Raw genomic sequence first — 11,655 nt, 5'->3', positions numbered from 1 at the left:
TAACCGGTAGGTTGTAGGTTCGAGTCCTACTCGGGGAGCCATGGCAGGGTAGCCAAGTGGTCTAAGGCAAGTGGTTCATACCCGCTCATTCGAGGGTTCAAATCCCCCCCCTGCTACCATTATCGATATTCGATGTTCGTGGTCGAAGTTCGACCAAATACAGAACTTCGAGGTCAATGCACGAACATATGTATATTATAGTAGGTAGAGTGTTCCTTTTGAGGACGACTGAATCAATCCTCGAATATCGAACCTCAAGCCACGATTTTGCGGGTGTAGCTCAATGGTAGAGCACTAGCCTTCCAAGCTAGCTACGTGAGTTCGATTCTCATCACCCGCTCCATTAGAATTATTGAACCGTACCGTAAGGTGCGGTTTTTTATAGTATAAGAGACTATGCAACGTTATGCTTTTTTTGGAAGCATCAAGCGACTATGGCTAACACCTAGGGTCTCTCTTACAAAGCAGTAATCTTGCTGAGTTTTGGAAAAGGATTTACAAATCAGAGGAGAGTGTTAGTAGACATGACTGATGGTTTAATATGAAAAGAATATTCGCCCTAAGAATTGTGAGTATGATAGTGGCCATTGTAATGATAGGGTTGTTTTTCCCTACGTGGACGCCATCCATAATTGGTTATGAGAATAGCATTAGTATTTTAAAACAGGTTGAGATAAACGGCAGCGAACAAGAGGTTATGATTAGAGGGAATGACTACAAAAATCCTGTTGTTATATTTGTACATGGAGGTCCAGGTTGTCCGGAAATTTCCTATGTTAGAAAATATCAAAATTTATTGGAACAGAATTTTACGATAGTCCAATACGATCAAAGAGGTTCAGGAAAATCCTATCACTTTTCTGAGGATTACTCGAAATTAACAATTAGCCTTCTGGTCGAAGATCTTTTGGATCTTACCGATTATATAAGAAGTGAGTTAAAAACAGACAAGGTTATCCTAGTGGGACATTCATTTGGATCAGTATTAGGTATTGAGGCCGCTTATCAAGCACCAGAAAAATATATAGGGTATATTGGAATTGGACAAGTGGGAGATTTTTGGGCAGGGGAATTAGAAGCCTTGGAATACTGTCTATTGCAGGCTAAGACTCAAAAAAATTTATTGGATGCAAACGCCATTGAGGCTTGTAGAGAAAGTATATTGAATCGTAGAGAATCATTTCCGAGGAATTTTGTTTGGAAATATGGTGGTGCAGCACGGCTTATTAATGAAAAAAAGGATTTAGTAGCAGGAATATTGTTTAACCCTGAATACAATTTACTTGATGCTATACGCTATGCTGGTGGGTTGATTGTTTCTGATAACAGGTTATGGAAGGAAATAAAGCAAAGCAATTTGCCTAAGGAAGTGCCTGAACTTAAGATCCCCTGCTATTTTGTTTCTGGAAAATATGATTACCTAACGCCAGTCGACAATGCCGGTAGGTATCTGACGTCGATCAACTCACCCAGGAAAGAATTTGTTGTTTTTAAGGAGTCTGCGCATTTCCCGCATTTCGAAGAAGAAGAGGAGTTTTTTAGCTTGCTAAATGAATTGAATAATATATGGTTGGATACCTACTGAAACACCATCAATATAGATTGCCAAATAAATATTAATACTGGATGAGAATTCATTTTTTATTCCTGCAAGAGGGAGGAATTTCAAAATTTGTAAAGAATAATAATGAAACAGAGTTTATTATGTCGTTTTTTGAAAGATGAGAAAATCCAAAACCCAATGAAATCTAAGTTGAAAAGAGATGCGGCGATTGAGTAGAATAGGCAGGCATAATGCTGCAGGATTGTATGATCGGTAGGGGAGGTTAGGTTTACATGAAAATTTTGAGATGGAACTATAACTTTTTCGTGATCCTGAGTTTGGCATTGGCGTTTGTGTTTACTGCTCAAGTACAGACTGTCGCTACTTCTGAGATAAAAACAATCAGCGTTGTTATGGATGACAATTACCCCCCATACTCATTTCGAAATAGTCAGGGGGACTTGCAAGGCATCACTCTGGACCAATGGAAATATTTCGAGCGAATGACGGGAATAAAAGTGAACATAACAGGGATGACTTGGAATCGAGCTTATGAAAGCATGATAAAAGGAGAGTTCGATGTCATTGATACGATCTCCTTTCGTGAGGAAAGAACAGAGTTATTGGATTATGCAGAGCCCTATGCCTCTATAGAAGTGCCAATATTCTTCCATAAGAATATTTCGGGGATTACCGATGTCAATTCTTTAAGGGGATTTAAGGTTGCGGCGAAAAAAGGAGATAGCTGCATCAGTGTTCTTAAAGAAAATGGGATTACAGACATTGAAGAATATGAAACAGCCGAAGCCATCATTCAAGCAGCCAAAGATAATAAACTCGTATTATTTGTAATGGGAAAACCTCCAGCACTATATTACCTTTACAAAATGGGAATTCATGAAAAATTTAATTATACGAATTCATCTGTATACACTAGCCAATTTTTCAGAGCTGTAAAAAAAGGTGATACAGAGCTTTTAGAGACACTTAATGATGGATTTGCGAAGATTTCTAAGAGTGACTATCAGGTTATTAATAACCAATGGTTTGGGTCTAAGAGTATGCCAATCCATGAACTTCCCCTATTCAGAGGGATAATCATCACGGGAGCAGTGGTTTTTCTGCTGGCAATGTTGTTATTTATCTGGAATCGAACACTTCAGCGAATGGTTAAACAAAGAACAAGTGAGTTATATAAGGCTCTCAAATCTAGAGAACGAATTGAAACAGAGATTAGAACCTTAAATACAGAACTCGAAAACAGAGTTATAGAAAGAACAGCCCAGCTGGAGGATCTCAATAGTGAGCTTGAAGAAAGCAATGCGATGCTTGAGGAACAGATCAGTAAACGTGAAAAAGTTGAAGAAGAAATCAGACATCTAAATGAAGATCTTGAAGAAAAAGTGAGAATCCGAACCAGTCAGTTAGATGAGCTTAATTCCGTATTGGAAGAACAGAATGATTTATTACGTGAATCACAACGAGTAGCTCGTTTGGGGAGCTATGTTACGGACCTCAATACGCGAGAATGGAAGTGTACGCAAGAACTTTATGAGGTGCTAGGGATTGATGAAACCTACCCGCGTACACGGGAAGGCTGGCTGGAAATTGTTCACCCAGATTGGCGAGACAAACTGACGAGCTATTTTGCAGGAATTAAAAAATCAAAGCAACGCTTTGATTTTGAGTATAAGATTATTCGTGTTCATGATGGGGAGGTACGCTGGCTACATGAACTTGGGAAAGTTGAGTTCGACCACCAAGATAATGCCCTTCGTTTAATTGGGATGATTCAGGATATCACAGATCGAAAACGTGCTGAAGAGAAAATTATTTATTTAAGTTTCCACGACCAACTAACTGGTCTTTATAATCGGCGTTTCTTTGAACGGGAATTGAAGCGACTCGATGTTCCAAAGAATTATCCATTAACTCTCGTAATGGGGGATGTAAATGGTCTTAAGCTGATCAATGATAGCTTTGGTCATGGGACTGGTGATGAACTCCTAAAAACCGTCGCAGAAGTGCTATGCACAGGTTGCAGAAAAGATGATGTTATCGCACGCCTTGGAGGAGATGAATTTGTTATTCTGCTACCTAAAACGGGCATTGAGGAGACTGAGGAAATTCTCAAACGAATCGCCACCTTAGCTCTTCAGAAAAGAGTAGGTTCAATTGAAATTTCCATTTCTTTTGGATATGAAATCAAGCGTTCTGAAGAAGAAAATATCCTTGAGCTTTTTAAAAAAGCCGAGGATTGTATGTATAAGAAAAAACTCTTTGAAGGTCCAAGTATACGTGGAAAAACCATAGAGACGATTATTAAAACCCTTCATGAAAAGAATCGACGAGAAGAACAGCACTCCCATCGAGTTTCAGAACTTTGTCAACGTATGGGAGAGGCCCTTGGTCTACGAGAAGGAGAAGTTAAAGAACTAAAAAGTGTGGGTTTACTTCATGATATTGGAAAAATAGCCATTGATGAAACTATACTTAATAAGCCGGAAAAATTAACAAATGACGAGTGGGAAGAAATCAAACGTCATCCAGAAATAGGGTATCGTATTTTGAGCACGGCCAATGGTATGTCAGAAATCTCGAACTATGTGTTGGCTCATCATGAACGATTGGATGGCTTAGGCTATCCAAAGGGATTAAAAGGGGAGGAGATACCCCTTCAACCCAGAATTATTGCCATTGCAGATGCTTATGATGCCATGACGAGTGTAAGAAGCTATCGTGGAGCTTTATCCGATGAAGTGGCTATCCAAGAACTAAAGAAAAATGCAGGGACTCAGTTCGACCCGGAGTTGGTAAACTTATTTATTGATAATGTCATTAATTCCCCTAATAGGCGCAATTCTATATAAAATAAAAAAGAGATACAATGTCAAGACTCGTCCAAGCGACGAGCTTTCGATATTGTAAACTCTTAATGAATATTTTTTCCTAAGAAAGCAAATCAAATGCAGGTATGGGAATACTCACTTGAAGTAGGTGTTTAACTATTAGCTGAAAAGTGCATCAAATTCAGGAGCTTGGGTAAGTATATAAAACAAAATAATAAATTGGAGAAAATGTAGCATGCAAATGTTTGATGAATTCGATGCACATTTATTAAATGATGAAAAGCCTTCTGATTACTTTAATGAGTTAAGTAAAACAGGATTATTTAATGAAGGCTATCCTTACACATTATTAGGCGACTTAATGAACGTTCCCCAGTCTCCGAAACATCACCCTGAGGGTAGTGTTTGGAAGCATACTATGTTAGTTGTTAATAATGCAGCAGAAAGGAAACACCTTAGCCAAAATCCAAAAGTACTTATGTGGTCCGCTTTGCTCCATGATTTAGGTAAAGCACCCGCAACGAAGGTAACTAAAGGGAGAATAACCTCCTATGACCATGACAAGATGGGAGAGCGGCTTGCAGCTAAATTTTTAAAGGAAGTTAATAGTGATGATGAATTCATTCATCAAGTCACCAAAATGGTAAGGTGGCATATGCAGATACTTTTCGTTACAAAGGGTTTACCGTTTGCAGATATCCGAAAAATGGCTGCTGAGGTTTCCATCGACGAGGTGGCACTTTTGGGACTATGTGATCGATTAGGAAGAGGAGATATGACCCTTGATAAAAAGCTTATTGAAGAAAAAAGTATCCTTACATTTTTGGAGAAATGTCATAACTATTTAAACCATTAGGAATACATAGTTCTGTCTGCTATAAAGAGGCGACTAAGGCATAGACAATCTTTTGTCTATACCCTAGTCGCCTTAATGCATTAATGAACGTACGTTGACAATACCTCAGAGAGTCCATCATATAATGCATAAATACAAAAAATATTAGTCTTTGTGAGGGGGGAGGAGCATGAAGGATGTTTTTAGTAGTCTTACTGAACGGAGAATTCAGGAGGCTATAGCTAGGGGGGATTTCAAAAACCTTCCTGGTGCTGGAAAGCCTTTAAAGGTTGAGGGGTTTTACTTTTTACCCAGAAAACTAAGAGCAGCCTGTAATGTCCTGAAGAACTCAGGCTATTTTGATCAAACTACCAAAGGGAAGGAAGGTATTTCGCTTTCCGAACCTCGTAGTTTGGACTTACCCCATAGAAATCCAATGTCTAAAGAAGAACTTTCTGAAAAGGTCTATAATCATCACGTTATGATGGATTGTAGACGTAGAAGATAGCACTATTTATAAAAAATGCATAATCTTCGAAATATTGCGCGGAGATAGAAGGATTAATAAGAAGTTTGGCGAAAAAGATAGTACGAGTCACATACTTGGATTTATAGGGGAGATGGAGAAAGATTGGTTACAGCAATTCATGATACTCGTGTTATTGTGACGAACGAATGGTGTAAAAAGTGTGGGATCTGTATCGCTTTTTGTCCAAAAAAAGTACTGGAAAGTGATGAATTAGGAAGGGTAAACGTAGCTAAGCCGGACCAGTGCATTGCTTGTAGGATTTGTGAACGGCTTTGTCCAGACTTTGCCATCAATATTGAGGTGACTAAAGAATGAATAAAGCTAGGTTAATGCAAGGCAATGAAGCTGTCGCCGAAGGGGCACTGGCAGCAGGCGTGCTTTTTTACGCAGGATATCCAATTACCCCGTCCACGGAGATCGCAGAAAAAATGGCTGAAAGATTACCCTTGATTGGCGGCACCTTTATCCAAATGGAAGATGAAATAGGAAGCATGGCAGCGATCATCGGGGCATCCTTGACAGGGGTCAAAAGCCTGACAGCTACCAGCGGGCCAGGATTTTCATTAAAGCAGGAGAATCTGGGGTATGCCATTGCGACAGAAGTCCCCTGTGTCGTGGTCAATGTACAAAGAGGAGGGCCAAGTACTGGACTGCCAACCTCTCCCGCCCAAGCAGATGTTATGCAAGCGAGGTGGGGTACTCATGGAGACCATCCGATTATTGCCTTAACCCCATCCTCCGTTCAAGAGTGTTATGAACTTACAGTAAAGGCATTTAACATGGCAGAAGAGTTTCGGATCCCAGTGATTTTACTTATGGATGAAGTGATTGGGCATTTACGTGAGAAAGTTGTTTTACCCGAAGAATTAACCATTGTTGACAGAAAACGGTCGACTCTGCCCCCTGGGGATTATATTCCTTATGAAAACAATGAAAGTATGATCCCAGCTATGGCCAACTTTGGCGAGGGTTACCGCTACCATGTAACCGGCTTAACTCATAATGAAAAGGGCTTACCAACTGGGAACCCCGAAGTGACAAAAAAGTTCATGCAACGTTTAACTCAGAAATTAAACCCTTATTTAGACCGAATTCAATTAGTCGAAGAACTGTACCTTGATGATGCTGAATTGATCGTTATTGCTTATGGATGTACCGCCCGTTCAGCCATGGAAGGGGTTCATATGGCTCGAAACCTTGGTATAAAGGTTGGACTTTTTCGACCTATTACCATATGGCCTTTTCCACAAGAACAGCTAGAGAAGCATGCAGATCGGAAGTATTTAGTTGTAGAGATGAATAACGGTCAATTGGTCGGTGAAATCGAACGAATCTTTGGTTATAAAGCCGTCGAACGTCTCAATCGTATTGACGGAGAGTTAATAACCCCCAAGGAAGTTTTGGACAGAATTCGGGAGGTTCTATAATAATGTTTAATGATATTGCACAGTATTTTCGAACCGAGACACTACCGCATATTTGGTGCCCAGGTTGCGGTATAGGAACCATTACCGCAGCGATCGTTCGAGCCATCAAGACCTTACAGCTTGACCAAAATAAGGTGATTTTTGTTTCTGGGATTGGCTGTTCTTCTCGGATGCCTGGTTACTTAGACTTTAATACCATCCATACAACCCATGGGAGAGCGTTACCCTTCGCTACTGGAATTAAAGCGGCACGCCCAGAGCTGGATGTTTTCGTCGTCATGGGAGATGGTGATTCGACGGCTATTGGGGGTAATCATTTAATTCATGCCGCAAGGCGGAATATTGATCTGACAGCCATCGTCATCAACAATAGTATTTATGGCATGACAGGTGGTCAGACTTCCCCCTTAACCCCTCATGAAAAACGGGGAACGACCTCTCCTTTTGGCAACTTGGAAAGACCCTTTCAGGTTTTAGAGGTGGCTAAAGCAGCGGGAGCCACCTATGGGGCTAGAGCCACAGCTTACCACAATCAACTCCTCACTAAATTAGTGATGGATGCCTATAACAACTCTGGCTTTTCAATAGTAGAAGCCATTTCCCAGTGTCCTGTTTCCTATGGTCGGCGCAATAAGTTTAAAACCCCTGCGGATATGTTACTTTGGCAAAAAGAGCACGCCTTCAAAGCAGGACAACAGCCCGGCGGCGAAGAAGACTTCCAGATTGGTGAGATTTTCAAACGACAGGCACCGGAATATACTCATGAGTATGAGAGACTTAGACAGAGATTAAGGGAGGGTCGCTAATGGCTAAGCAAGAGTTTCTGTTAACCGGAACGGGTGGGCAAGGCCTAATTTTAGCGGCAATCATGTTAGCTGAGGCGGGAATTAATGCCGGTCAAAATGTTGCTCAGAGTCAAAGCTATGGACCCGAAGCCCGGGGAGGCGCCAGTCGAGCTGAAGTCATCATCGGGAACGAAGCAATTAATTACCCTAAAGTTGAAAAACCAGACTTTGTGCTTACCCTTAGTCAAGAGGCCTATAAGAAGTATGGGCTGCATCTAGACAACGAGGCCATCTTAATTGTGGATAATTCCCAAGTGACAGAAGTTAAGCCGCGGAGCAGGAATTTTTATTCTCTGCCTATTACGATGGCAGCTCGCACCCACTTTGGTTCTGAACAAAGTGCCAATGTCGTGGCTTTGGGAGTGGTCGCTTCATTGAGCGGTAAAATTCCTATGGAAGATGTTCTTGCGGCAGTCCAGCAAAGGGCGCCAAGAGGGACGGCCGAGCAAAACATTAAGGCACTGCAAATAGGTTGGCAAATGGGAACTAAAGCAGGGGCCAAACAAGAAAGTGAACATTGTCAAAACGAAGGTGATGAATAGTGGTGGAATTAATGAATTGGGGCTGGACCAAAAATGATTTAACCAGCTTATCGGAAAGCCTAGCTGCGGTTTTATTAGAGGAGTGGGGCGGGCCTAGAAGTCCTCTGGCTCTTAAGTATATCAATGAAACAATTATACCTGATCTTGTGCATTGTTTTTGCAATAATGCGGACTTACTGACGAATTCCACCTTTGCCGAGATTGTTCAATGGAAACTTAAGAATCAGTTTGCTAATCCTTCCGCTGTTGTTGTGGATTTAGCCAGAGATTTGCTCCTACCTGCGCAAAGTATCATCAAGCGTCCGCAAATAACGGATCCTAAGGAACCCTGGCGGCGGATTTTTAGGCTTTGGATCGGTGGGGAATCCTTGCCCAATATTGCAGAAAGGATGGGCTATCCTTTAGATTATTTAGATTTGCTCGTCCTACGCTTAAAAAAGCTCAAAGCTTTTATGGTTAATTCGAGGGCTAGTTTACTAGAATGCCAGCAGAACACAGAGTTGAGAGAATTTGGGTTCGAACAACTTAGTTTCCTTTACCAATTTCAAACTGGGGTCGCTGGTGAACCCTTATATAAAGAACGTTTAATCCTAGAACAGGTGATTTGGGACCTGGGGATGCCATTGCTGGTCCCGGATTTAGTAAATTTACTGGAGATAATTCACACTCACGAGGGCAAATTGGATGAGGAATCATTAATCGCTGCCATGAGCGAAACGGCTGGAATGCGTGCTAATCTGTTTTCCTGCGTCATAGATGGACTGATTTCAATCCATTATATTCAGAAGAACAAAGCTGGAAAGCTAGCCCTGAGCGAAAAAAGTGCTCAAACCATTGCAGGTTTTTTGCTGCCTAAACTTGGAGAACAGTTGAAGAGGGCTGTTTCAATTCAGGATCTTGAATTAGCTCAAGGAATTCTGCTTAATCAGAATGAGGCGGTATTAATTCGATTAATTGATTGGACTTTGCAGGAATTAGAACAGAAACAAGCCTTAGAAGTTTTAAACAGTGTCTATCAAAAGGTTAGCAGACGGGTCGATATATACTTAATTAAGGTGTTCGCCAACATTCCCCAGGCCTTTGATTTACTTATGAAATGCTTGGGTGACAATGACAGCTTAATCCGAGCCAGAGCGTGTGAAGCCTTGGGGCAGATAGGAAATAAGTCGGCTGTCTCCTCCTTAATCCCACTGCTGCTAGATCCAGTCGTTGGAGTAAGAGAAATGGCAGTACAAGCCCTTGGAGAAATGGGTGATGTCCTAGCAATGAATGAATTATTGAGAGTGGCTGAAGATTACGGAGAATCAATTAATGTAAGAGAGCGAGCCCGGGGAGCGGTCCGAAAGATTAAAACTCTTAGTGGGGAGGGCCTTTCCTCATGATCAATAAACGTCTCGAAGCGGTTGAATTTCATGCCCAGCAAGAGAAGGTTCTCACGCAATGGTCAACTGGGGAAGGAATTAATTTTGAGGAAGCTGTAAGTTATCATAAGGCTCTGCCTAGAGAAAAAGTATTTGCACAAGTGTTAGCCAAAGCTAAGGCAGAAGGACGAACCCTAGCTCAACCTCGGGCCGGAGTTGCCTTGATCGATGAACATATAGATATGCTTAAATACCTTCAGGAGGAGGGCGGAGCGGATTTACTTCCGACAACCATCGATTCCTTAACCAGACAGAATCGCTATCAGGAAGCGGAAAAGGGGATCTCAGAAGGTAAAATTGCCGGACATTCTATGCTTACTGGTTTTCCAGCTATTAATTATGGAGTGGTGGCTTGCCGTAAGGTCATAGAGTCAGTGAATTTACCTTGTCAGGTGAGACATGGAACTTCTGATGCACGTTTATTGGCTGAAATTACTTTAGCTGGTGGGTTTACGGATTTTGAGGGCGGTGGTATTTCTTCAAACATTCCTTATGCTAAGAACGTATCTTTAGAAGAAACGATTAGTAACTGGCAATATGTGGACCGTTTAGTTGGCTTATATGAAGAACAAGGTGTTAGAATTAATCGCGAGCCCTTTGGCCCTTTAACAGGTACCTTAGTCCCTCCCTGTATCTCGCATAGTGTGGCAGTCATTGAAGCTTTGCTTGCTGCTGAACAAGGGGTAAAGAATATTTCCTTAGGATACGGGCAATGTGGCAATCTGATCCAGGATATTGCAGCCATTCGAAGCCTAATTGAGTTAGGCGAGGAGTTTTTAGGACGCTTTAATTATCAGGACATAATGTTAACTAGCGTCTTCCATCAGTGGATGGGAGGTTTTCCTCAAGACGAGAGTAAGGCTTTCGGAGTCATTTCCTGGGGTGCTGCAACGGCAGCATTTGCTAAAGCTACGAAGGTAATCGTAAAGTCTCCTTACGAAGCGATAGGAATTTCTACGAAGGAGGCCAATGCTTCCGGAATTAAAGCTACGAAACAAGTCTTGAGTATGCTGAAGGACCAAATTTTTCCTAATACTCCTGAACTGCAATGGGAAGAAGAATTAATCAAGCAAGAGACTAGAGCTATCGTTAATAAGGTTTTGGAATTGGGCGATGGGGATCTGGCCATTGGAACTGTTAAGGGGTTTGAAGCGGGGGTTATAGATATTCCCTTTGCTCCCAGTCGGTTTAATGCTGGAAGAATACTGCCGGTTCGTGACTCGCAAGGTGCGGTACGCTTGCTTGATCATGGGAACCTGCCTCTTGGTAAGGAAAGTTTGGATTTTCACAGGGAACGTATAACAGAACGTGGCAAGGAAGAAGGCCGTGAGCCGTCTTTCCAAATGGTCGTCGATGATATCTATGCTATTGGTAAAGGACGATTGATTGGACGTCCGAGATAAACGACTGAAGGACAATGGTTTTATAGACGAGGGGAGAGATTCGGTTCGTGAAAATGTTTGAATATATGGGTAAGGAAGTCTTTGCTAAGTTCGGACTTCCTGTACCAAAGGGGAGAATGGTTGCCAATTCAGATGAGGCATTCCAGATAGCGACGGAAATTGGGGGCCCTGTGGTAATCAAGTCTCAGGTTCTATCCGGGAAACGGGGTAAAGCTGGTGGTATCAAATTCGCCGATCATCCTGAAGAAGCAAGAGTCGCTG

11 protein-coding genes and 2 tRNA genes are annotated in these 11,655 nt (G+C 41.8%); all 13 read left to right on the top strand.

Annotated features, from left to right (window positions below):
* The first annotated feature begins 42 nt into the window (after nt 1-42).
* Nucleotides 43-119, top strand: a tRNA-Met gene (locus HGJ98_RS16310).
* Nucleotides 120-269: 150 nt separating this feature from the next.
* Nucleotides 270-343, top strand: a tRNA-Gly gene (locus tag HGJ98_RS16305).
* A gap of 198 nt (nt 344-541) precedes the next feature.
* Nucleotides 542-1,585, top strand: a complete 1,044-nt coding sequence (locus HGJ98_RS16300) for an alpha/beta hydrolase (RefSeq protein WP_291352716.1) — start codon at nt 542-544, stop codon at nt 1,583-1,585.
* 251 nt (nt 1,586-1,836) lie between these two features.
* Nucleotides 1,837-4,413: an HD domain-containing phosphohydrolase gene (locus HGJ98_RS16295; protein ID WP_291352714.1), complete on the top strand. Its 2,577-nt coding sequence runs from the start codon at nt 1,837-1,839 to the stop codon at nt 4,411-4,413.
* 214 nt (nt 4,414-4,627) lie between these two features.
* Nucleotides 4,628-5,248 (top strand): HDIG domain-containing metalloprotein, encoded by a 621-nt coding sequence (locus HGJ98_RS16290; protein ID WP_291352712.1) that lies wholly within the window; start codon nt 4,628-4,630, stop codon nt 5,246-5,248.
* A 169-nt stretch (nt 5,249-5,417) separates the two neighbouring features.
* Nucleotides 5,418-5,735: a DUF1992 domain-containing protein gene (locus tag HGJ98_RS16285; protein ID WP_291352710.1), complete on the top strand. Its 318-nt coding sequence runs from the start codon at nt 5,418-5,420 to the stop codon at nt 5,733-5,735.
* 123 nt (nt 5,736-5,858) lie between these two features.
* Nucleotides 5,859-6,071, top strand: a complete 213-nt coding sequence (locus HGJ98_RS16280; RefSeq protein ID WP_291352708.1) for a 4Fe-4S dicluster domain-containing protein — start codon at nt 5,859-5,861, stop codon at nt 6,069-6,071.
* Nucleotides 6,068-7,183, top strand: a complete 1,116-nt coding sequence (locus HGJ98_RS16275) for a 2-oxoacid:acceptor oxidoreductase subunit alpha (RefSeq protein ID WP_291352706.1) — start codon at nt 6,068-6,070, stop codon at nt 7,181-7,183. Before HGJ98_RS16280 ends, HGJ98_RS16275 begins: the two co-directional genes overlap by 4 nt.
* A gap of 2 nt (nt 7,184-7,185) precedes the next feature.
* The gene (locus tag HGJ98_RS16270) at nt 7,186-7,989 is read left to right on the top strand and encodes a 2-oxoacid:ferredoxin oxidoreductase subunit beta (protein ID WP_291352704.1); all 804 of its coding nucleotides are present in this window, start codon (nt 7,186-7,188) and stop codon (nt 7,987-7,989) included.
* The gene (locus tag HGJ98_RS16265; protein WP_291352702.1) at nt 7,989-8,570 is read left to right on the top strand and encodes a 2-oxoacid:acceptor oxidoreductase family protein; all 582 of its coding nucleotides are present in this window, start codon (nt 7,989-7,991) and stop codon (nt 8,568-8,570) included. The genes HGJ98_RS16270 and HGJ98_RS16265 overlap by 1 nt, the downstream gene beginning before the upstream one ends.
* 11 nt (nt 8,571-8,581) lie before the next feature.
* Nucleotides 8,582-9,952, top strand: coding sequence for a HEAT repeat domain-containing protein (locus tag HGJ98_RS16260; protein WP_291352700.1), 1,371 nt, complete (start codon nt 8,582-8,584; stop codon nt 9,950-9,952).
* Nucleotides 9,949-11,394: a methylaspartate mutase subunit E gene (locus tag HGJ98_RS16255; protein ID WP_291352698.1), complete on the top strand. Its 1,446-nt coding sequence runs from the start codon at nt 9,949-9,951 to the stop codon at nt 11,392-11,394. The genes HGJ98_RS16260 and HGJ98_RS16255 overlap by 4 nt, the downstream gene beginning before the upstream one ends.
* A 47-nt stretch (nt 11,395-11,441) precedes the next feature.
* Nucleotides 11,442-11,655, top strand: a 214-nt coding sequence (locus tag HGJ98_RS16250; RefSeq protein ID WP_291352697.1) for an ATP-grasp domain-containing protein, incomplete at its 3' end; no start/stop codon positions are given.

Origin of the sequence: Desulfosporosinus sp. (assembly GCF_014237355.1) — a bacterium.
GTDB lineage: Bacteria > Bacillota > Desulfitobacteriia > Desulfitobacteriales > Desulfitobacteriaceae > Desulfosporosinus.
This window is presented reverse-complemented; position numbering and strand designations above follow the sequence as displayed.

Coding starts and splice junctions, on each gene's coding strand:
- HGJ98_RS16290 (WP_291352712.1), top strand. CDS start 4,628: ATGCAAATGTTTGATGAATTCGATGCACATTTATTAAATGATGAAAAG.
- HGJ98_RS16300 (WP_291352716.1), top strand. CDS start 542: ATGAAAAGAATATTCGCCCTAAGAATTGTGAGTATGATAGTGGCCATT.
- HGJ98_RS16265 (WP_291352702.1), top strand. CDS start 7,989: ATGGCTAAGCAAGAGTTTCTGTTAACCGGAACGGGTGGGCAAGGCCTA.
- HGJ98_RS16295 (WP_291352714.1), top strand. CDS start 1,837: ATGAAAATTTTGAGATGGAACTATAACTTTTTCGTGATCCTGAGTTTG.
- HGJ98_RS16270 (WP_291352704.1), top strand. CDS start 7,186: ATGTTTAATGATATTGCACAGTATTTTCGAACCGAGACACTACCGCAT.
- HGJ98_RS16275 (WP_291352706.1), top strand. CDS start 6,068: ATGAATAAAGCTAGGTTAATGCAAGGCAATGAAGCTGTCGCCGAAGGG.
- HGJ98_RS16260 (WP_291352700.1), top strand. CDS start 8,582: ATGAATTGGGGCTGGACCAAAAATGATTTAACCAGCTTATCGGAAAGC.
- HGJ98_RS16255 (WP_291352698.1), top strand. CDS start 9,949: ATGATCAATAAACGTCTCGAAGCGGTTGAATTTCATGCCCAGCAAGAG.
- HGJ98_RS16285 (WP_291352710.1), top strand. CDS start 5,418: ATGAAGGATGTTTTTAGTAGTCTTACTGAACGGAGAATTCAGGAGGCT.